This is a genomic window from Xanthomonas pisi DSM 18956, from assembly GCF_001010415.1.
GTDB classification, from domain to species: Bacteria; Pseudomonadota; Gammaproteobacteria; order Xanthomonadales; family Xanthomonadaceae; genus Xanthomonas; species Xanthomonas pisi.
The window spans coordinates 63,192-85,363 of the sequence record NZ_JPLE01000007.1 but is presented as its reverse complement, the minus strand read 5'-3'; the positions used below and the strand labels follow the sequence as shown (position 1 = coordinate 85,363).

General features: G+C 66.9%; 15 protein-coding genes. 5 read left to right on the top strand and 10 right to left on the bottom strand.

Annotated features, from left to right (window positions below; all coding sequences use genetic code 11):
* Nucleotides 1-68: 68 nt before the first annotated feature.
* The gene (gene hemP, locus Y887_RS01395; RefSeq protein WP_181112839.1) at nt 69-308 is read right to left on the bottom strand and encodes a hemin uptake protein HemP; all 240 of its coding nucleotides are present in this window, start codon (nt 306-308) and stop codon (nt 69-71) included.
* A gap of 100 nt (nt 309-408) precedes the next feature.
* Entirely contained in the window at nt 409-1,392 is a 984-nt protein-coding gene (locus Y887_RS01390; protein ID WP_181112818.1) for a potassium channel beta subunit family protein, read from the bottom strand.
* Nucleotides 1,393-1,545: 153 nt separating this feature from the next.
* On the opposite strand from Y887_RS01390, the gene Y887_RS01385 reads away from it, so the two are divergent.
* From Y887_RS01385 to dusB, 4 genes are all read left to right on the top strand, one after another.
* Nucleotides 1,546-2,844, top strand: a complete 1,299-nt coding sequence (locus Y887_RS01385) for a NupC/NupG family nucleoside CNT transporter (RefSeq protein ID WP_046962646.1) — start codon at nt 1,546-1,548, stop codon at nt 2,842-2,844.
* An 80-nt stretch (nt 2,845-2,924) separates the two neighbouring features.
* Nucleotides 2,925-3,878, top strand: coding sequence for a ribokinase (locus tag Y887_RS01380; RefSeq protein WP_046962645.1), 954 nt, complete (start codon nt 2,925-2,927; stop codon nt 3,876-3,878).
* Nucleotides 3,879-3,972: 94 nt separating this feature from the next.
* Nucleotides 3,973-4,575, top strand: coding sequence for a DUF4893 domain-containing protein (locus Y887_RS01375; protein ID WP_046962644.1), 603 nt, complete (start codon nt 3,973-3,975; stop codon nt 4,573-4,575).
* 142 nt (nt 4,576-4,717) lie between these two features.
* The gene (gene dusB, locus Y887_RS01370; RefSeq protein ID WP_046962669.1) at nt 4,718-5,716 is read left to right on the top strand and encodes a tRNA dihydrouridine synthase DusB; all 999 of its coding nucleotides are present in this window, start codon (nt 4,718-4,720) and stop codon (nt 5,714-5,716) included.
* 220 nt (nt 5,717-5,936) lie between these two features.
* Here the strand turns inward: dusB and Y887_RS01360 are convergent, their stop codons facing one another.
* On the bottom strand, nt 5,937-7,025 hold the full coding sequence (locus Y887_RS01360) for a metal-dependent hydrolase (protein ID WP_046962642.1): 1,089 nt from the start codon (nt 7,023-7,025) through the stop codon (nt 5,937-5,939).
* Nucleotides 7,026-7,381: 356 nt separating this feature from the next.
* Here Y887_RS01360 and metK point away from each other — a divergent pair, with 356 nt between their 5' ends.
* Nucleotides 7,382-8,593 (top strand): methionine adenosyltransferase, encoded by a 1,212-nt coding sequence (metK, locus tag Y887_RS01355; protein WP_046962641.1) that lies wholly within the window; start codon nt 7,382-7,384, stop codon nt 8,591-8,593.
* A gap of 739 nt (nt 8,594-9,332) precedes the next feature.
* Here metK and Y887_RS01350 read toward each other — a convergent pair.
* From Y887_RS01350 to ppc, 7 genes are all read right to left on the bottom strand, one after another.
* Nucleotides 9,333-10,829 carry a histidine-type phosphatase gene (locus tag Y887_RS01350; RefSeq protein WP_046962640.1) on the bottom strand — a complete coding sequence of 499 codons (1,497 nt, stop codon included), beginning with the start codon at nt 10,827-10,829 and terminating at the stop codon, nt 9,333-9,335.
* Nucleotides 10,819-13,584: a TonB-dependent receptor gene (locus Y887_RS01345; protein WP_046962668.1), complete on the bottom strand. Its 2,766-nt coding sequence runs from the start codon at nt 13,582-13,584 to the stop codon at nt 10,819-10,821. The genes Y887_RS01350 and Y887_RS01345 overlap by 11 nt, the downstream gene beginning before the upstream one ends.
* 560 nt (nt 13,585-14,144) lie before the next feature.
* A complete protein-coding gene (locus Y887_RS01340; protein WP_046962667.1) occupies nt 14,145-15,350 on the bottom strand; it encodes an OmpA family protein in 1,206 nt (401 codons plus the stop codon).
* Between the two features lie 359 nt (nt 15,351-15,709).
* Entirely contained in the window at nt 15,710-17,734 is a 2,025-nt protein-coding gene (locus Y887_RS01335; RefSeq protein ID WP_046962639.1) for an esterase/lipase family protein, read from the bottom strand.
* Nucleotides 17,734-18,771, bottom strand: coding sequence for an Lnb N-terminal periplasmic domain-containing protein (locus Y887_RS01330; protein ID WP_046962638.1), 1,038 nt, complete (start codon nt 18,769-18,771; stop codon nt 17,734-17,736). The genes Y887_RS01335 and Y887_RS01330 overlap by 1 nt, the downstream gene beginning before the upstream one ends.
* Nucleotides 18,768-19,340, bottom strand: a complete 573-nt coding sequence (locus Y887_RS01325; RefSeq protein ID WP_046962637.1) for a TetR/AcrR family transcriptional regulator — start codon at nt 19,338-19,340, stop codon at nt 18,768-18,770. Before Y887_RS01325 ends, Y887_RS01330 begins: the two co-directional genes overlap by 4 nt.
* An 80-nt stretch (nt 19,341-19,420) precedes the next feature.
* The gene (ppc, locus tag Y887_RS01320) at nt 19,421-22,135 is read right to left on the bottom strand and encodes a phosphoenolpyruvate carboxylase (RefSeq protein ID WP_046962636.1); all 2,715 of its coding nucleotides are present in this window, start codon (nt 22,133-22,135) and stop codon (nt 19,421-19,423) included.
* Between the last annotated feature and the right edge of the window lie 37 nt (nt 22,136-22,172).

Below are 22,172 nucleotides of genomic sequence, written 5' to 3'. Positions count from 1 at the left end.
CGACGCGTCTGCCTTGGAGCGACGCGTTGACGATCAGGATCGAGTCGCCAGCGCAGGCTCGGCGGGAGTTACTTGGTCAAAATGAGCTTGTCGTTACTGGTATGGCGCAGGCGATAGACGCGGTCGCCGTGCTGGATCAGCACTTCGCGACGGCCCTTGAGCAGCGCCTCGCTGCTGATGAGATCTTCGGCAGGAACGACACGCGGGACGGCGCGGTCGCGCAGGTTGACCGGTTCGGAGCGGAGCAGCACGGGATGAGCGGTCATGGTCTGGTTCTCCAGGCGGTTGGCCAGGCAAATAATAACCATTCTCATTTAATGATCAAGAGCCATTCTCATTTGGATCGCTTGATCTTTAGATGAATTCGCACTTCTCGATTGACACAGTCAATTGGCGACCTTCTACGACTCAACGTGTCGCCGCGTCCACCCGCGCCCAGCCCGCCGCATCGACCTGCGCCAATGTCTCCAGCGCCCCCAGGTTTTCTTCCAGCTGAGAGACCCGGCTTGCGCCCAGGATCACCGTGGACACATGCGGGTTGCGCAAGCACCAGGCGATGGCCAGCCGGGCTGGCGAATGCCCGAGCTCGGCAGCCACTGCGCAGAACGCGCGGGCCCGTTCGAGACGGCGCGACTCCTGAGTGCCCAGGACTTCGTCCTGCAGCCAGGCATTGTCCGGCTGGCCCAGCCGGCTGTCGGCCTCCACGCCGAGGTTGTATTTGCCGGTCAGCAGGCCCGACGCCAGCGGCGACCAGATGGTGGTCCCCAGCCCGCCCTCGCACAGCGGCGCGTACTCGCGCTCCAGCCGCTGCCGGTGCAGCAGGTTGTACTGCGGTTGCTCCATTGCCGGCGCATGCAGGTGTTCCTGCTCGGCGATGGCGATGGCCGTCCGCAACTGCTCGGCGCTCCATTCGGAGGTGCCCCAGTACAGCACCTTGCCCTGGCGGATCAGTGCGTCCATCGCGCGCACGGTTTCCAGGATCGGCGTGTCCGGGTCGGGCCGATGGCAGAAATACAGATCCAGATACTCCACCCGCAGGCGCCTGAGCGCTGCATGGCAGGCATCGGTGACGTGCTTGCGCGAGAGCCCGCGCTGGGTCGGGCGCGGACTGTCCACCGCGCCGAAGAACACCTTGCTCGACACGCAGTAGCCATCGCGCGGCAGGCGCAGATCGGCGATCACATCGCCCATCACCTCTTCGGCGCGGCCGCGTGCGTAGACCTCGGCGTTGTCGAAGAAATTGATGCCGTTGTCCCAGGCCGCGGCGATCAGGTTGCGCGCTTCGCCGCGCCCGATCTGCTTGCCGAAGGTCACCCAGGCCCCGAACGACAAGGCCGACAATTGCAGCCCGGTGGAACCCAGACGACGATAAAGCATGGCGATCTCCTGCAACCTCCAGGGCACCTGCCCCGGACCGGCTTGCGCAGTTTACCGAGCTGGAGGCCTGCGCAAGCCTGTGACGGCCTTCTGAATGCCGTTCGCCTTGCCCGCCGACACCCCCTGCTCTAGGCTTCTCGTTTTGCCGTTGGCAGCCCGGGGATTGGAATGGTCGAAGGTTTGGGAAGGATCGGTTTCGGCCTGTTCGGTCTGGCGGTGCTCATCGGCATCACCTGGCTGTTTTCGACCAACCGCCGCGCGATCGACTGGAAGCTGGTCGGTACCGGCCTGTTGCTGCAGATCTCGTTCGCCTCGCTGGTGCTGCTGGTACCGGGCGGGCGCGACGTGTTCGACTCGCTGGGCAAGGGCTTCGTGAAGGTGCTGAGCTTCGTCAATGAAGGCTCCACCTTCATTTTCGGCAGCCTGATGAACATCGAAAGCTACGGCTTCATCTTTGCGTTTCAGGTGCTGCCCACCATCATCTTCTTCTCTGCACTGATGGGCGTGCTGTACCACCTGGGCGTGATGCAGCTGGTCGTGCGCGCGATGGCCTGGGCGATCACCAAGGTGATGCGCGTGTCCGGCGCGGAAACCACCAGCGTGTGCGCCAGCGTCTTCATCGGCCAGACCGAGGCGCCGCTGACGGTGCGCCCGTACATCCCGAAGATGACCCAGTCCGAATTGCTGACCATGATGATCGGCGGCATGGCGCATATCGCCGGCGGCGTGCTGGCGGCGTATGTGGGCATGCTCGGCGGCAGCGACCCTGCGCAGCAGGCGTTCTACGCCAAGCATCTGCTGGCCGCCAGCATCATGGCCGCGCCGGCGACGCTGGTGGTGGCCAAGCTGCTGGTCCCGGAAACCGGCACGCCGTTGACCCGCGGCACGGTCAAGATGGAAGTGGAAAAGACCACCAGCAACATCATCGATGCGGCCGCGGCCGGTGCCGGCGATGGCCTGCGCCTGGCGCTGAACATCGGCGCGATGCTGCTGGCCTTCATCGCGCTGATCGCCTTGATCAACGCCCCGCTGACCTGGCTGGGCGAAGTGACCGGCGCCGCAGCGGCGCTGGGCCGGCCGACCAACCTGTCGACGATCTTCGGCTACGTGCTGGCACCGGTGGCGTGGGTGATCGGCACGCCGTGGGCGGACGCGACCACGGTGGGTTCGCTGATCGGCCAGAAGGTGGTGATCAACGAATTCGTCGCCTACACCGAGCTGTCGCAGATCGTGAAGGGTCAGGTCGCCGGCGTGAGCCTGAGCGAAGAAGGCCGCCTGATCGCCACGTATGCCCTGTGCGGCTTTGCCAACTTCAGCTCGATCGCGATCCAGATCGGCGGCATCGGCGGGCTGGCGCCGGAACGTCGTCACGATCTGGCCAAATTCGGCCTGCGTGCGGTGCTCGGCGGTTCGATCGCCACCTTCATGACCGCTACCATTGCCGGCGTACTCTCGCACTTCGGTTGAGGCGGCGCGGGTTCATCGGTGTCGCGGTCTAATCGCCGGACGCCACGTTTCATTCAAGTCATTCAAGCAAGCAGGTATTTATGAGTTCGGTCGTCGTTGTCGGGTCTTTCAATGTCGATCACGTGTGGCGCTGCGATGTGCTGCCTGCGCCGGGTGCCACCATCGCCGGCCGCTACAGCACCGGCCCGGGTGGCAAGGGATTCAATCAAGCGGTCGCGGCCGCACGTGCCGGCGCCAAGACGCATTTTCTGTGCGCGCTGGGCGACGATGCCGGCGGCGCGCTGGCGCGCTCGCTGGCCGCGCACGACGGTTTTGCGCTGATCGCCGAGCCGAGCAATGAACCGACCGGCACCGGCGGCATCTATGTCGACGGCCACGGCCGCAACACCATCGTGATCGGTGCCGGCGCCAACTCGGTGCTGAGCACCGGGTTCGTCGAAAACCAGCGCGCGCTGGTGGCCTCGGCCCGCGTGCTGCTGGCACAGCTGGAATCGCCAGCCGAAACCATCGAGGCGGCACTGACCCTGGCGCACGAATGCGGCGTACTGACCGTGCTCAACGCCGCACCGGCCAACGCACCGACCTCGATCGGCCTGCTCAAGCTGTCGGATGTGCTGACCCCGAACGAAACCGAGTTCGCCGCCCTGCTCGGCCGCCACGTGGGCGAGCGCATCAATGCCGACGATGTGGCCGCACTGGATGGCAATACGCTGCATTCGCTGTGCCGCAAGCTGCTGCCGGGCGGCACCGTGGTGGTGACGCTGGGCGCGGTAGGCGCCTTCATTTCGCATGCCGACGAGCAGTTGCGCGGCGATAGCGCGGCGCATTACCGCGTGGGCGCAGAAAGCGCGCAGACGGTGGACACCACCGGTGCCGGCGACGCCTTCAACGGCGCGCTGGTGGCTTCGCTGGCGCAATCGCCGGGCGCGAGCTTCATCACCCATGTCCGCTTTGCCACCCGCTACGCCGCCCGCTCCACCGAAGTGGAAGGCGCCGCGGCATCGATGCCACGGCTGCTGCCGGACGCCGGCTAACCGCCTGCGCCGATGGCGACATCGGCCGGCGTTCACTCGCCACACCTTACCGCCCGTCGGCGCGACGGGCCTGCATCACGACAAGGAGTTCTCGATGCGTGGTTTTTCCCTGATCCGGTTGGTTGCGCTGTGCGCCTGGCTTGTCCCGCTGTCGGCCGCTGCGCAGCGTTGCGACTGGAACGGCACGGCCAGCGATGCCGACCGTGCCGCGGTCACCGTGTCTGCGGACAGCCTGCAGCAGGCGATCGCACCGCATTACGACGATACCGACCAGCAAGACGGCGCCGCACTGGCGCGCACGCTGCTGCAGCGCGCCGGGTCGCCGCAGGTGCCGGGCAAGCTGGACGGCCGCTGGAAGGTGCGCTCGATCCAGGTCGACCAGCGGTTCGCCTATGCCTACCCCTATTTCAAGGCCGAGATCAGCCGCGATGCCTGCGGCTATCGCTTCCGCAAGATCAGCGGCTCGCAGCGTCGCAGCGGCACGCTGTATCCGCTGGCCAAGGACAGCCGCGAGTTTGCCTTCCTCGGTGCCAGCACGGTCAACGACGAACCGGAAGGCGGCTATGCGCCCGGCAACATCTCCGACGGCACCAACGGCAACAGCGTCGGCCGGCTGGTCGCTCTGGGGCCGGACGAACTGCTGCTGATCCTGGACGGCGGCGCCAAGGGCTTCGAGCTGTACCAGCTGATCCGCTGACCTGCCGATCTTGTGCCCGGTCGCGCCCGCGCGATCCGGCCGGCAGGTGCTGGCCTGCTCCAACACCGCTGCGCGTTGGTCGCCGCGCCCCTGCGGCGGCGTCCGAGTTGGCAGCAGCTCCAACCCCAGCGACAATGCCCGCATGCAGATCGGCCCCTACACCATCGCCCCCAAGGTGATCCTCGCCCCGATGGCGGGCGTCACCGACAAGCCGTTCCGGCTGCTGTGCAAGCGGCTGGGCGCGGGGCTGGCGGTCTCGGAGATGACCATCTCCGATCCGCGTTTCTGGGGCACGCGCAAATCGCTGCACCGCATGGACCATGCCGGCGAGCCGGATCCGATCAGCGTGCAGATCGCCGGTACCGAGCCGCAGCAGCTGGCCGAGGCGGCGCGCTACAACGTGGACCATGGCGCGCAGCTGATCGATATCAACATGGGCTGCCCGGCCAAGAAGGTCTGCAATGCCTGGGCCGGCTCGGCGTTGATGCGCGACGAGGAACTGGTGGCGCGGATCTTGCGCGCGGTGGTGCAGGCGGTGGATGTACCGGTGACATTGAAGATCCGCACCGGCTGGGACTGCGACCACCGCAACGGCCCGGCCATCGCGCGCATCGCGCAGGATTGCGGCATCGCGGCGCTGGCAGTGCACGGGCGTACCCGCGATCAGTATTACACCGGCACTGCCGAGTACGCCACCATCGGCGAGATCAAGGCGGCGCTGCAGATCCCGGTGATCGCCAACGGCGACATCGATTCGCCGCAGAAGGCCGCGCAGGTGCTGCGTGAGACCGGCGTGGATGCGGTGATGATCGGGCGCGCCGCGCAGGGGCGGCCATGGATCTTTGGCGAAGTGGCGCGTTACCTGGCCACCGGCACACTGTTGCCGCCACCGACGCTGACCTGCGTGCGCGACACCCTGCTCGGTCATCTGGAAGCGCTGCATGCCTTCTACGGCCAACCGCAGGGCGTGCGCATCGCGCGCAAACACCTGGGCTGGTACGCGAAGGATCACCCGCAGAGCGCCGACTTCCGCGCGGTGGTCAATCGCGCCGAGACGCCCGAAGCGCAGCTGGCGCTGACCCGCGATTATTTCGACGCCTTGATTGCCGGCGTGGCAGCGCCGCTGCCGAACGCCGCCTGAGGCATCTGCACGGCACCCGAACACGCGTAGCTGCAATGCGTGCGCTGCGTGCCGGCATCCGCTGCGCACCATGGCCTGGCATGGCGAACGAAACCTGGCAAGCAGCCGTCAGGCAGGTGTGCACGTCGCTGCGAACGGGAACGAATGTGCGCATGCTCGATGCCGCACCGGGCACCGGCCGCGCGCTCTGGCGGCGGCACGGTCGGGTTGTTGGCGGCTTCTAGTGTGTCGAGTTTGCCGGCGCGTCGACCTGTTCCAGATCGCCGGTCAGCGCGGTGCCGGCGGGCGCATGCCAGATGCGGTGCCACATCTGCGCCAGCACTGCGCCGATCTGATCGCGGGCCACCGGCGCGCGATAGGCCGCCTGGACCTGACGCGGCACGATCGGCTGCCATTGCCCGCCGTCGCGGTGCGCGACAACGAAATTGAAGTTGTAGTCCGGCTCCAGGCCCATGCGCAGATCGCTGAGCATCAGGTCGTCATCGACCAGGCGTGCGCGCATGAAGCCGCGGTTGAACCAGGTCAACCGGCGCACCGAATCGAACGCGGCCACTTCGCCCAGCGCCTGGGTGTTGCTGGAAAACCCGCGGAACTGCATCGGCCCGGTGTCGGCCACCAGCGAGCGCTCGCCGATCACATAGCCACCGGGCGTCATCGCCACCACCCGCCATAGCAAGGTGTTGAGCGGCATCGGCACCGAGAAGCGCGGCGCATCGGCCAGCCCCATCGCTGCCAGCGCGCGGTCGGCTTCCTGATCGACCAGATGCTTGGCGATCAACGACCAGCCCAGATAGGCCGAACTTGCCACCAGCCCGATCACCAGCACGCGCTGGGCGAGTGGGCGCGCGCGCGCGAACCAGGCGATCGCGCAGGCCAGCAGCAGCCACAGCGTGTAGGCCGGGTCGATGATGAAAACGCTCGACCACATGGTCGGATGCGGCTGCAACGGCCACCACAGCTGGGTGCCGTACACGGTGAAGGCGTCCAGCAGCGGATGGGTGATCAAGGCCAGCTGGATCGCCCAGAACCAGCGCCTGGGCGCGCTGGCCACCCGTCCATTGCCGTAGCGCCGGAACAGCCACCAGATCAGCCAGCCCAGCAGCGGCAGCACGAACAGCGAGTGGCTGACGCTGCGGTGCACGGTCATCAGGGTGACCGGGTCGTCGGTCAGCGGCAGCAACGCCAACGCATCGAGGTCGGGCAAGGTGCCCAGTGCCGCGCCAGCCAACAAGGCAGCGCGCCGCTGTCCGGGCGGCGCGATGGCGGCGGCAATCGCGCCACCAAGAACGATCTGGGTCAGGGAATCCATCGCCCGATGCTAGCAGGCCCGACATGCACGGACGGGCATCGCCCCACGCGCTTTCAGTCGGCACACAGCTGCGTCTGCGCGGGCCTGTCTCGAAGATGCGCGCCGCGGCCAGCGGCCGCGCATCGCAGCAGCCGGCACGCCGCACCGCTGCAGCGGATCGGCCGGCGCGCGCGGCCCCGAATCGTCGCGCATTGCCGCCTGCGCGCGCTGCAGACACATCGCTGCCAGCCGCCCCCGGGCGTTTTTCAGTCGCGCTTAACCCCACGGCATCGCGTTCAGGCGCACAATGCAACCGACACACGGGGCGTGTATCATCCGCACCCATCTTTTCATCCGAATTAAGGGATATAAGCCTGATGTCCAGCTACCTGTTCACCTCCGAATCGGTCTCCGAAGGCCATCCGGACAAGATCGCCGACCAGATCTCCGACGCCGTACTGGATGCCATCCTGGCCCAGGACAAGCGTGCCCGCGTGGCGTGCGAGACCATGGTCAAGACCGGTGTGGCGATCGTTGCCGGCGAAGTGACCACCAGCGCCTGGATCGACCTGGAAGCCCTGACCCGCAAGGTGATCCTGGACATCGGCTACAACAGCTCCGACGTCGGCTTCGACGGCGAAACCTGTGGCGTGCTCAACCTGATCGGCAAGCAGTCGCCGGACATCAACCAGGGCGTGGACCGCAAGAAGCCCGAAGAACAGGGCGCCGGCGACCAGGGCCTGATGTTCGGCTATGCCACCAACGAGACCGACAGCTTCATGCCGGCGGCGATCCACCTGTCGCATCGCCTGGTCGAGCAGCAGGCCAAGATCCGCAAGAAGAAGAACTCGGCGCTGTCCTGGCTGCGTCCGGACGCCAAGTCGCAGGTCACCCTGCGCTATGAAGACGGCGTGGCGACCGCGATCGACGCGGTGGTGCTGTCGACCCAGCACGACCCGGGCATCAAGCAGAAGGACCTGATCGAAGCGGTGCGCGAGGAAATCCTCAAGCCGGTGCTGCCGGCCAAGTGGCTGCACAAGGGCACCAAGTTCCACATCAACCCGACCGGCAAGTTCGTGATCGGCGGCCCGGTGGGCGATTGCGGCCTGACCGGTCGCAAGATCATCGTCGACACCTACGGCGGCTGGGCCCGTCACGGCGGCGGCGCGTTCTCGGGCAAGGATCCGTCCAAGGTCGACCGTTCGGCCGCCTATGCCGCGCGCTATGTAGCCAAGAACGTCGTGGCCGCCGGCCTGGCCGACCGTTGCGAAGTGCAGGTCTCCTACGCCATCGGCGTGGCGGAGCCGACCTCGATTTCGGTCACCACCTTCGGTACCGGCAAGATCGCCGACGAGCAGATCGAAAAGCTGATCCGCAAGCATTTCGACCTGCGCCCGTTCGGCATCATCCAGATGCTCGACCTGATCCACCCGATGTACCAGCAGACTGCGTCTTACGGCCACTTCGGCCGCAAGCCGAAGGACTTCACCTACACCGACGGTGCCGGCGTGCAGCATGCCGCCACCTCGTTCTCGTGGGAAAAGACCGACCGCGCCGACGCCCTGCGCGCCGATGCAAAGCTGAAGTAAACCGCGCGCTCTGCGGAGCGCAGGTGTGTATCGCAATGGGCCGCTGACGCGGCCCATTGCGTTTTAAGGCCCTGCCGCCTGCGGTAACACATCGCGGCGGGAAGGGATTCGATGCCTCCCTCCCCCGTGGGAGAGGAGTCGGGGTGAGGGTTGGGGGCAACGTCGCATGGCACGTCCATGCACTATGTGGGCCCCCTCTCATCCGCCCCTGCGGGGCACCTTCTCCCGCAGGGAGAAGGAAACGGCAAGCCCCTCTCCCGTCGGGAGAGGGGTTGGGGTGAGGGTCCGGAGCAAAGCCACGCTTTGCACGGCACGTCTATGCGCTGCGTGCCTCCCCTCATCCGCCCCTGCGGGGCACCTTCTCTCGCATGCGGGAGAAGGGAAGACTCCAGAGCCCCTCTCCCGCCGGGAGAGCAACTGTCTTGATCAACTGATGACGCCAACTGCCAGTTGGGTTGGGGTGAAGGTACGGGCCAAGCTTTCGTGTCGTTCAACCTGCGCGGGACCTGGCCCGCACCCTCATCCGGCGCTGCGCGCCACCTTCTCCCGCCTTGCGGGAGAAGGACAAAAAGGCCACTGGCGGGAGAAGGACAAAAGGACAAACAGTCGAGCTGCCGCTTAAAGCCCCTCTCCCTGCGGGAGAGGGGTTGGGGTGAGGGCCCGGAGCAAAGCCACGCTGCACGGCATCGGTTACCTAAGACAGGAAGCCGCGCCTCAAGCAGACAGCGCACTACCGCGCCTACGGATCCAGCTTCAGCTGCTGCTCCAGCGCCTGCGCCAACATCGGCAATGGGCAGGCCATGCGCTGGTCGGGCGCGCAGACATCCAGCGCCAACTCCTGTTGCAACGGCGGGTGTGCCAGGTCCAGCGGTGAGAGCGCGCGCAGCTGATCCAGCGACTGCGCCAGATAGCGGGCACGCACCACCCGCGTTCCGTCGGGCTGGCGCCACAGGCCGAGCAGCAGCGCGCCGCCCGGCGGTGGGTCGTCGGCGCCATAGCCGGGCAGCTGGAAGTGCACACCGAGCAGGCTGCTCAGCGCGGCGATATGCGTGTCGCTGCCGACAAACAGCGACAGCGCGGGTGCGCGCGCATCGCCGAACCGTTGCAACACCTCGCGTGCCAGCGGTGCGCCGGAGCGCTGCGCCATATAGTGCGGCCGCGCGTAGATAGCGAACAACAGCGCGTGCAGGCGCGAGACCTGCACCAGGCGTTCGGGTGTGGCGCGGCCCCAGCCAACCTGCGACAGCGGCAGGCCGTCGGCGTACTGCAGCAACAGCACTTCGCCGGTGCCGGAGGTCAGATCGATCGGCCCGCTCAGGGCCAGTCCACGGCCATTGGCCGATGGCGCCAACGTCGAGGGCATGCGCGCAAAGTCGCAAGGCGTGCGCGTGCACCCCAGGATCTGCTGCATCGCCTGCAACGCGCCCGCATGGCCTTGCAGCAATACGGCAGGGCCACCGGTCTGCCGCTGGATCGATGCCACCGCGGCTGCAGCATCGAACGCCACCGCGCCCGCCTCGATCGGCCGGAACAGCGGGTCGTTGCTGCCCGCCTCGCGGTGCCCGGCGACGATGCCGCAGCCGGGCGCCAGTGCGTCGGCCAGCAAGGCACCGCTGTCGATGGTGCGCTGATCGGTATTGGCCCAGACCGACACGCTCCCCGGCGCAGGGCATCCCGTGCGCGGCAGCAGCGCCTGCTGCGTCAACCACTGACGCAGATACTCGCCGCTCAATCGCACTGCCTTGCGGCCGCGCGGAGTGAGCAGGCTGGCCGGAGTGGACCACTGCGGCCAGGCTTGGTCGGCGTAGTGCGCGGCAGCCGCCTCGCCTTGCAGCGGCGCACGCACGCCATGGCGGAACACCACCACCACGCGTTCCAGCTGTCCGGCCTGCCGGTCTACGCCGCCAGCGTGGTCGTGGCGATCATTCGCACGACCAGGCGATGCGCTGCGCGACGGCGATGCACAGCCGCCCAACATCGCGGCAAACACCATCAGCAGGCAGGCACCGGCGATCGCAGGCGCGATACCGCGCCGCGGCAGTGGCGCTACGCGCAGCGGAGGCGACGCGATCCCCATCGCACCGCCTGCGCCCCCTGTACATCGCCCGGACTGCGGCGGCTCCCCACCACCAGCGAACGTCCCGCACTGCGATGCGCGCTGCCCCGCAGCGTTGCGGCTGCGCTGCTGCACACCTGTCGACACGCCCCACCCTGCACGACCCGACTCAGAACACATATTTGGCGGTCACCAGGCTGGTCATGCCCGAATCGACGATGTCGGAAATCGCCGTGGTGTCGTGCCCCACATGCGCCCAATAGCTGTGCTGCTTGGTGAGATTGGCAACCGACAGATCCACCCGCAGGTGATCGCTTGGCGCGTAGCCCAGATGCAGATCGACGCGGGTGATCGGCTTGATCCACAGGTTGTCCCAGCGCGCGCCCTGGTTGAGATAGTCGTAGACCGACACGTATTCGCCGGAATAGTGGTAGCTCAGATTGATCGACCACGGCCCCTTTTCGTAGAACACTTCCGCGTTGGCCAGCAGATTCGGTGCGTTCTGGATGCGTTCGTGCGCGAAGCCTGCTTCGCCCAGATCCACGCGTGTGGTCTGGCGGGTGACATTGGCGCCGACGCCGACGCCATCCAGCGGCGCAGGCAAGCCCTGGAAGGTCTGCCGCACGGCGGCCTCCAGGCCCAGCACGCGGCCGTCGCCACCGTTTTGCGGACGCACGAAGCGGGTGCTGGCGGTGCCGCTTTGCCCGGCATTGGCCGCCTCCGAACCGCTTTCGTAGATGTAGTCGGTCAGGCGCTTGTAATAGCCGGCCAGCATCGCGTGGCCGCCAGCGTCGTTCTGCCATTCGCCCGACAGATCCACGTTGAGCGACTTGATCGGTTTCAGGTCCGGATTGCCTTCGGTGATGATGGTCTGGCCATCGCTGGAAATATCCGTGGAGCGGCCACCCCCCAGTTGCACGAATGCCGGGCGCGTGTAGCTGGTCCACACCGAGCCGCGATACACCGCGCTGTCGCCGGCGGGTCGGTAGTTCACGAAGACGCTCGGCAAGACCACGTTGTAACGGGTGTGATTGTTGGCGAATGCGCCGACCTGCTCGGCTCCGTTGACGGCCGCCGGCTGTGCCCAGAAGGTGTTGGTGATGGCGGTATGTTCAAAGCGCACGCCCGGCAGGATGTCCCAATCACCGCTACGCAATGTCGCCATCGCATAGGCTGCGCTGACCGCTTCGGTGGCGCGCATGGTGTTGCAGTTGAGGTTATTGATCGCCAGTTTTCCGCAGCTGTCGAAACTGGCTGGCGTCAGCGTACGTGCGATCAGGTCGTTGAGCGCGGCATTGCTCAGCCGCACCGTGGGCAGTGCGTATTGCCCCGGATAGACCGCGTCGTAGCGCTGCGCGATCAGCCCGGTGTCGCGCAGCAAGGTGCCGTCGGTGTACTTGGCATTGGTCCAGTCGCGATCGGTGAAGCTGCGCGAGCTGTCGACATACTTCACGCCGAACGCGATGCGGCTGAGCAGGCCGTCGTCGAAATCGTAGCCCACATCGAATTTTCCGCCGCCCTTGTCCTGGCCGCTGTGCTGCCTGGAAAGTTGCCCGGTACGTCGCGCGAACAGGCTGCTCACATCGGAGGCCTGCGCCTGCATCGCAGGAGTCAACAGCGGGATCGGGAAGCCGTCGCCGTCGTAACTGATGAAGCGGTTCGCGCCGTAGGCGAAGTTGGTCGAGGTGTATTGATCGTTGCGCGCGGAAATTTCCACGTGATCCGGGCGATCGTTGTTGCCGGTGCCGTAAAAGATGTTCGGCGCAAACGTCCAATGGCCCAGCTGTTTTTCCGCACCGAGCTGGATGGTGGCAAGGTCGGCCTCCTCCGGGTTGGTTTCGTACCAGTAGCGCACCGCGACGCGATTGATCTGCGGCTGGTACACGCCACTGCTGCCGATCCGGGTGAAGCTGACATTGGCCGGTACGAACTGCGTGTAGCCGGTGTTCTGCTCGGTCTTGGCGAAGGCGTAGGTCATGCGCGCATAGAGGTGCAGACTGGGGTCCACACGCCAATCGAACGCCGCATTGCCGCCGTAGCGGCGGGTATCGCCTTGCGAATAACCGATGTTGAGGCCAGTGCTCTGCAGCACCTGTTGCGGGTCGCTGCCTGCAGCCAGATTGCCGCTGGCATCGGCACGCGCAAACTTCCATGCACCATCGTTGCGCGCGGCCGATGCGCCAGCCACTTCGCTGTTCACGAAATGGCGTTCGTCGTAATACGCGCTGACCGCCACGCCGAACTGCCCGGCATCGCCAAAGCGGGCATGCCAATCGCCGGCTGCGCCGCTTCCCAGCCCGGAATCGCCGTAGTCGCGCGCACGGCTCTCCATGCGTCCGCTCAAGGTCACGCTACCGCCCTGGCGATCGGGCGAATCGAAGGCGCTGGGCGTGCGGTAGTCGATGGTGCCGCCGATCGCATCGCCATCCATGTCGGCGGTGGACGTCTTGTTCAACACGATGGTCTGCAGGCCCGAGGGCGGCAGCAGGCTCAATTGCACGCCACGGCTGTACGGCATGCCCTGCGCGACGTTGATGCCGTTGATCAGGTTGACGTTGTACTCGGCATTGAGGCCGCGCACCGACGAAAACATGCCTTCGCCGCGCGCGGCGCCATCGATACCGCCGAAGTACGACTGCCCGGTATTGATGACATTGACGCCCGGCATCAGCCCCAATGCTTCGGCCACGTTGTGCACGGCGGTGGTCTTGAGATCGTCGGCCGACAACACGTTGACGGTGTTGGTCGCGGCCATCTGCATGTCGGTCGCGTTGTAACGGGTGGCAGCGACGGTGACCTTGTCCAGGGTCGCCATCTCGCCTTGCGCAGGCGTTGCGGCGGACTGCGCGGCTGCATGGCCGCACACAATCGACAACGACACGCACAAGGCCTGCGACAGGCGCGAATGACGCAACAACGTACAACGAGCGATCATGATCAAATCCAATGCGTGCAGCAACGCGCCACGGGCGCATGCCACGGCGGCGCCACGGTGATGTGTGGGAGAGCGACGCGGTCAGCGGCGGCGGACCTGCGTCACATGCAAGCAGGCGCCGCGCATGGTGGTGACGGCATATTTCAATGCCGTGACGCGGGCTGCCGACCTGACAAATGCGCGCAGCGAGCGCGCAAGTCGGCATAGTCGCTGGCGTATGGAAGCGCCGATCGCTGCCGGCATGCGCAGACGGCCGCTCGCGCGGGTGCGCACGCGTCTTCGCACAGCGCGACACGACCACGCATGACGCGGTGGCGTCATGGTTTCAGCCGTGCTTCTCGCAGCAACGCGCCTTCCTGTGCGGAGAAGATGCCCACAGCGGCGCTTGAAGCTCCGATTGACGCGACGACGCGTCATGACGCATCGCGGCCATTGGGGCAATTGCGAGGCGACAACCGGCTCGCGACAGCATCCAAAGCCTGCGTCAGCGTGATCGAGAGCGGCGCCTGCGCAACACGCATGCGCAGCCGGTCGCGCTCACCCGATCCTGCAAGGCCCACTCACGTGCGCAAGAAGATCTCGACGCGGCGATTGAGTTGACGACCGCCCGGGTTGTCCTGGCCGTTGACCGTATTGGGCGCCACCGGTTGCGATTCGCCATAGCCTTTTGCGTCGGCGGCCTGTGCCGCGCCGCGCGTACGTAATGCGGCCAGCACCGCATTGGCGCGGCGTTCGGACAGGGACTGGTTGTAGGCGTCGTCGCCCTTTGCATCGGTATGCCCGCGCACTTCCAACTGCCTGGTGGTCACCTTGCCCAGCGCAGCAGCCAGTGTGTCGAGTACGCGCGCGGCATCGGTGCGGATGTCGGACTTGTCGAAGTCGAACAGGATGCGGTCGTTCAAGGTGATCAGGTAGCCGCAAGGCGCACCGGGCGGGGCGAACTTCTGCAGCGGCGGGAAGCGACCGGCCGGCGGCACTTTCGGCAACGGCGGCATGCGCACCTCGCGCGGCGGGGTGCCGACCGTGCCGGTACCGTCGCCACGGTTCTGCACCAGGCCATCCGGACCGTTCCAGGTACCGGAGCCATCGGCGTTGACGGTGACCAACCCGCGCGGCCCATTCCAGGTGCCGCTGCCATCGCCGTGATTGTCGATCAGGCCGCTCTTGTCGCTGTTCCAGGTACCTGCGCCCTTGCCGTTCAAACTGATCAAGCCGGCCGGGCCGTTGTAGGTGCCGCCGCCGTTGGACTGCACGTCGATGAGGGCATCGTCGCCGCCCTGCCCGGATGCGTTGATGGTGCCGCTGCCATCGGCGTTGACGTTGATCAGGCCGCCTTCGAAGTTGGCGGTGCCACTGCCGTCGGCCTTGAGGTTGAACAGGCCGCCGTCGCCGTTGCGCAACAGGTTGCCGTCGGCGTCGACGCTGGTGATGCCGGCATCGTTGATCAACGTGCCGCCATCGCCGCAGCGCGCAGGTGCGACGCTGACGCCTTCGATCGGGTCGAGGATGTCCTGCAGCGAGGCTTCCAGCGCGCGTTGTGCCGGGGTCACGCCGACGATCTCGGGGATGACGATGGTGGGGATGGCCGGAAATTCCGGCACGATTTGATCCGCTGCTGCGGGTGCGTCCGGCGCACCCTTGGCCTGCGCAGCCTGTGCTGCTGCGGGAACTGGATCGGCAGCGGCGGCTGCGTCCTTCGCACCTTCGCCACGTCCGCACCCGACCAGCAACAGGGGCACCCACAGCACTGCCGACAGCTTACGCATCGCCTCTTCCTTGTTCGAGCCTGTACGAGAGGTGCCTGATAGCACGCGCACGGTAAACAAGGCGCCAACGCCGGTACGGCGGATGGTCGACGACACTGCCGGCGCAAGCGGCAACGTGCTCGCAAATGACTGCTGCGCGTCGAGAAACAGACCGATCGAGCAGGGGTACGGCAGCGTGGCAAGCAGCAACACGAGCATGCCGTCAGCGGGCTACTGCTGGATGCGAGGCGAGCCGCAACCAGCATGCGTCCGCCGTACCCGTCACCAGGCGCGACACGCGGCGCGCGTATCTGGGTGCTGGCTCCACCGCGCTTTACGGCAATCGTCCTCGGCGTCCAGCGATCGCGCGGGCCGTAGCCTCACAGCATCGCGGGCGTCGCCGCAGGCGCGGGCGCGGCAACCTGCGCAGGTGCCTGCCCGGCCTCGGCCTGCAATTGCGCATGCAGGATGCGGCGGATCTCCAGGATCGCCTGCGGGGTTTCCTGCACGCTGTGCCAGGAGGTCACCACCAGCTCGGAGGCGGCACCGTCCAGATGCGCGCTGCGATACGGCACCAGGCCGTCGTCGGAATCGGCCAGCGGCACCTGCGGTTTTTCGCGACCGACGATGGTGTGGTACTGCACCTGCGGCGAGATCGGCAGATCCATCGTGGCGCGCACGAACGGGTCGGTATCGCGCAGGTTGTCGATGCTGGTGGGCGGCAGCAGGCGCCGCTTGCGCCGGTCGTCATCGCCGTGCCCTTCACGCTCGCTATTGGCGAGGTCCTGCAGCACGTCGCCGAAGCGATCCAGCAAGGCCACCGGCAGCCGCACCAGGCGGCCGACGAAGCGCCCGAGCCCACCTTCGGCCAGTGGCGTGCCGCGGTGCGGTGCGGCGATGAAGATGGCGCGGTCGATCTGCGGCATTGGCGAAAAATGCAGCAACGGCGACAACTTCGCACGCACCCGTGCGCCGCGCTCGCCTTCCAGCCGATAGTCCTGCAGCAACGTATTCCACAGCCGTTCGCCGGACGCAGACACCAACAGGCGCCCGATCACCCCGCCCATGCTGTGGCCGATCAACACCATGTCCTGCGAGGCGATCGCCGTGCCGGATGGGTCGAAGTGGTGCAGGCTGCGCTCCACCAATGCCTGGATTTCCGCACGATTGACCGCAATCGGCGCATTGGTGGGGTAATACACTTGCCAGATCTGGTAACGCTGACGCAGGGTTTCGTCGCCCATCACTTCATTGGCCACGTTGACCCAGGCTTCCGGGCTGCTGGCCAGCCCGTGCAGCATCAGCAGCACACGGCGGTTGGGGTCGTAGGGCTGCATCAGATACAGGTGCGGGCGATCGATGCCGCGCGCGCTGCCCAGCATCGAGCGCAGCGATTGCGCGGCGAAGCCCGACTTGGCCAGCCACAGCCCGTAGGCGGCGGTGAAGTTGGCTGCCAGCGGTACATGCTGGCCATGCAGCACCACCTCGTTCTGGCGATACGGGTCGTACGGCACCACGGTGACCAGGTCGGTCCGCAGCACCGCATCCAGGGTGTCGCCATCGAAACGCAACAGCAGCGTTGCCGGTGCGTACGGCATCTCGCTGAAGGTCGGCATGGGGCGCTGCGGCGGCGCACTTGCGGCAGCGGCTTGCTGCAGGGCCAGCCCGGCCGGGTCGCCGACCACCTGCGGGTCCACTTCGGCCACCAGTTCGGCACCGAAGCCATCGCGTCGATAGGTGCTGCGCAATCCATTGAAGCGTAGCGCCGAGGCGGCAAAGAGCGCACGTGGCGTGTTGCCGCCGCCCGGCAGCCGATACGCGGACATGTCGGTGGTCACCTGCCATCGGCCCACCTGGGTCGGTGTAGGCACTGTGTCGCCGGCCTGCTGCGCACGCGCGAACAGCCGTTCGACCACCTGCTGCACGGCATAGTTGTAGTAGTCGCGCACCTGCGTCTGGCGGTTTTCGAACGCGCGCGCACTCGGCGCCCGCGCGGTGAAAAACAGATAGGCATAGGCGTGCCGCGCGGCCTCCAGCCAGGCCTGCACCGCTGCGTCGCTCATCTGTGCCGGCTTGCGGCCGCTCAGGTCGATCGCATGCGCCGTCCACAACTCGGCTTGCGTGGCCAGGCGGCGCTCATCGCCGACGCCTGCCACCGTGGTGAGCTGCTGCGCGCAAGGCAACGGCTGCTTGCGGCAGGCCTTGGGTTGCAGCCCGGCCACCTGCAAGGTCTCGCTGCCGGCCTGGCTGAGCGCACCGGTGCTGAGCACGTCGCCACGCGTCTGCGCGATGTAGTCGCCGCTGTTGCGCGCTTGCACCGTGACCATGGCGCAACCGCTCAGCCACATGCAGGTGAGCAGCGCCGCCAAGACCACGGCGGCGCGACGCAGACGCCTGTGCAGCATCACCGTGATGCGCTCGTCGATGCGCCGGGCGCAGGCGCCTGCGGCATGCCGGCGCGGATGCGTTCGGAGAAGTCGCCCGCGGTGTCGGCGGCGATGGCACGTGCGGTGAAATGTCCGCGCTGCTTCAAGGTCGCAAAGTCATAGCCCGGCATCAGGCCATGATGGTCGTACGCGTACTGATCGGCGTAGCCGGACAGCAACAAGCGGTGATCCAGCGGCAAGGTGGGCTGCAACTGGCGCACCAGGGCAAACACGATCGTGGTGCAGTTGCTGGTGAGTGTGTTGTAAAAGGCCGGCTTGCGATTCAAGTCGTTGGCCAGCGCCACGTAGCCCATGAACATGCGCCGCAGGCCGGCCTTGGGAATGGCCAGGCGATACAGATACATGTCTTCGCCACGCACATTGGTGCGCACGCGCAGGATGTCGCGCTCGTCGGCGGCCACCAGGGTTTCTTCGAAGCTGCGAAAGAAGCCGCCCACCGCAGAAAACGATTCGCCACGTTCCTTGCGGATCTCCAGCGAGAACACCACGTGCGAGCCATCGTCGAAGCCGAAGGACACCAGCGTGTGCGCAATCGCCGGGCCCATCCAGTACGACAAGGCCAGATCGGCGCTGACCAGGTGATCCAGATCGTACTGGCGGGTTTCCCAGCGCGGAACGTAGTTGGTTTCGCTACGCCAATCGAAGTTGCGCACGTTGTGCAGGGTGACGCTATTGCCGCGCACCTCCGGCTGCAGGCGCTGGGCGACATCGTCGGCCCAGTCGCGGTCCTGGCTGGGCTGCATCAACCCCCACGACACCGCCAGCACCACGAACGCAGCACCGAAGATGCACACCAGGGCCCAGTTTTCGCGGCCACGGCGCAAGCCCCACAGCGCGGCCAACGCCATCGCGCACCACGATGCCACCCAGCCGCCACGCACCAGGGCGTTGCCGGTGAGCGCGAAATAGATCGCCAGGCCGCCCCACAGCGCCGCCAGCACCAGCAGCGCGCGCAGCGCCCAGCGGCCGATCACCGTGCGGGTGGCGGGTGTCATCGTGTGCCGCCTTCCGGCACGTGCATGCCCAGCGCGTGCATCAGCAGGTCCGCCGAGCGATGCGCCAGGCGCTTGCGCTCCGCTTCGTCGTTACCGCGCAGGCAGCTGCCCAGCATGTCGATCACCAGCAGCAGTTGCTCGTCGTCGACATCGGCCCGGCACAGGCCGGCGTCGCGGGCGCGGTGCACGAACGGCAAAAAGATCGCCACCACCCGCCGGTCGGCCGCGTCCACCGCCGGATTTGCGCGTTCCATCGAGCGCCAGAAATCCACCAGCGGCGCAGACTGGGCGATGTGCTCGGCCACGTCGTGCAGCAGCACGGCCAGGCCGTCCGGTCGGTCGGCCAGATCGGCGGCCAGCCGCTCCAGGCCATCCAGCCCACGCGCCATCAGCGCGGTCATCAGCGCCACACGATCCGGGAAATTGCGGTACAGGGTGGCGCGGCCGAGACCGGCACGCTCCACCACCAGCTCCAACGGGGCATTGACGCCGTGTTCGCTGAACACTTCGTCGGCGGCATCGAGAATCTGCCGGCGGCGTAGCGCGGCATCGGGGCGGGGGGTCGTCATGCCGGCATTATCGGACAGATTTGTCCGCTAATGCCAGAGTCCGCTTGCCGATCGCGCGCCCTCTCCGACCAACGGTCGGATCAGCCGGTGTTCTGCACGCCTTGCGAGACGCCGTTGACGCAGGCGACCAGCGCACGCAGCAGGTTCTCGTCTTCGCCGCCGGTGGCGCGCCAGCGCTGCAGCAGGTCGACCTGCAACACGCTGATCGGGTCGATGTAGGGGTTGCGCAGCCGGATCGACAGCGCCAGCCGCGGGTCGTGCTGCAGCAACGACTGCTGTTGCAGCAGCGCCTTGACCCACCCCTTGGTCAGCGCCAGTTCGTCGCGAATCTGCGGGAAAAACCGCGCATGCAGGTCGCCCGACAGGCGCGAGAACAACTCGGCGATGTTGAGGTCGCCCTTGGACAGCACCATGGCGATGTCGTCCAGGAAGGTGCGGAAGAACGGCCACTCCTGCGCCATCTCGCGCAAGCTGTCCTCATGCCCGGCCTCCACCGCCGCCTGCAACCCGCTGCCCACGCCGTACCAGCCCGGAATCACCGCACGCGCCTGGCTCCACGCAAACACCCACGGAATCGCACGCAGATTCGACAGCGCCGCGTCCTGGCCCAAGCGGCGCGAGGGGCGCGAGCCCAGCGTCATGCGTTCGATCACATCGATCGGCGTGGCCAGGCGGAAGTACTGCATGAAATCCGGCGCACCGACGAACGCGCGATAGGCCACGGTGCTGCGTTCGGCGACCAGATCCATCACCGGCCGCCAGGTGTCCTCGCGCGGCTCGGGCGCACGTGGGCGCAGGCTGGACAGCAACACCGCGCCGGTCATCTGCTCGAGCGAGCGCAAGGCCAGCGCGCGAATGCCGTACTTGCGATGGATCACCTCGCCCTGCTCGGTGACGCGCAGGCGGCCGTCGACGCTGCCGCGCGGCGCCGCATCCAGCGCGCGGCTGGTCTTGCCGCCGCCGCGGGCGATCGAGCCGCCGCGCCCGTGGAAAAAGGTGAGCCGCACGCCGAGTTCAGCCGCCGCTTCCAGCAGTTCCACCTGCGCACGCTGCAGGCCCCAGCGCGACGCTGCGATGCCGCCGTCCTTGCCGCTGTCCGAATAACCCAGCATCACCATCTGCGTATCGCCGCGCGCGGCCAGGTGCTGGCGATAGACCGGGTCGGCCAGCAGGTCCTGCACGGTACCGGTGCCGCTGCGCAGATCGTCCACGGTCTCGAACAGCGGCACGATATCCAGCGGCACGGCACCCGCGTCATCGACCAGGCCGCCGCGCCGCGCCAGGGCGAGCACGGTAAGCACGTCGGCGCGGTTATGCGCCATCGAGATGATGTAGCTGCCCAGCGCATCGGCGCCGTGGCGCGTGCGTGCATCGGCAAGTGCGGCGAACACCGCGTCCAGCCGCGCATTGCCTTCGTCCTGCACACGCGGCAATGCCTGCTCGCCGGATGCATACGGGCCGAGCAATGCAGCGCGCTGCTTGGCGTCCTGTTCGTCCCAATCCGCCTGTCCCAATGCATCGGCCACCGCGCGTGCATGCACGCTCGATTCCTGACGCACATCCAGCCGTGCCAGATGGAACCCGAAGCTGCGCGCGCGCCACAACAGCCGGCGCACCGCAAACCAACCGGCGTGCAGGCCCTTGTTGGCTTGCAGGCTGTCCAGGATCAATTGCAGATCGTGCTCCAGCTCCGACGGTGCGCTGTAGGCGCCATCGGCATTGTCCAGCGTGGCCTGCAGACGTGCGCGCATCAGATCGTTGAGCAGCCGGTACGGCATGTCGCCGTGGCGCGGGCGCGAGCGTGCGGCTGCGTCCGGCAGCAAGGCGCGGTAGCGCTCCAGTTGCGCATTCAATGCCGGGCTCACCGCTACCAGCGTGGTCGACTGGCTGAGCAGGCTGGCCAATTGCCAGAGTTCTTTCTGGTAGCGGTCCAGCACCGCGCGGCGCTGCGCGTCCAGGGTGCCGGCGATGGTGGTGGCATCCACGTTGGGATTGCCGTCCATGTCGCCGCCCACCCAGGTGCCGAAGCGCAGCAGGCGCGGCAGGGTCGGCACGCTGCCGTAGGTTTCTTCGATGGCGTGTTCGAGGGTTTCGTACATCACCGGGATGACGCGATAGAGCACCTGGGTGAGATAGAACCCCACGTGCTCGCGTTCGTCGTCCACGGTGGGACGCACCGGCGAGGAATCGGCGGTCTGCCAGGAGGCGGTCAGGGCCATGCGGAAGCGCGCGGCATCGCTGGCGCGCTCGTTGGGGGTGCGCATGCCGTCGAGGTTGTCGACCAGGCTGGCGACCATCAGCTGTTCTTTTTCCAGCAGCGCGCGGCGCACCGCTTCGGTGGGATGGGCGGTGAACACCGGCTCCACGTCGATGCGCGGCAACCACTGGCTGAGTTCCTCCAGACTCACGCCCTGCGCCTTGAGCCGGCGCAACGCATCGTGCAGGCCATCGGGCTGCGGCGTATCGGTACCGCTGCGCTGGTACTCGCGGCGACGGCGGATGCGATGCACGCGCTCGGCGATGTTGACCACCTGGAAATAGGTGCTGAAGGCACGCACCAGCGACTCGGCGTCGCGCGGCTCACGGCCGCCCAGCTGCTCGCTCAGCGTGGACGGCGGCGCATCGCTCTCGCGGCGCGCAATGGCAGTGGTACGGACGCGTTCGATTTCATCGAGAAATTCCGCAGACACCTGCTCGGCGAGCAGATCGCCGACCAGTGCACCCAGGCGACGCACATCGTCGCGCAAGGGAAGATCGGGGGTAGCGAACACAAGACTGCTGCGGTACTCGTTCATCGGAAACGCACACCCTCATCAAGCGCAAAGTCGTCGA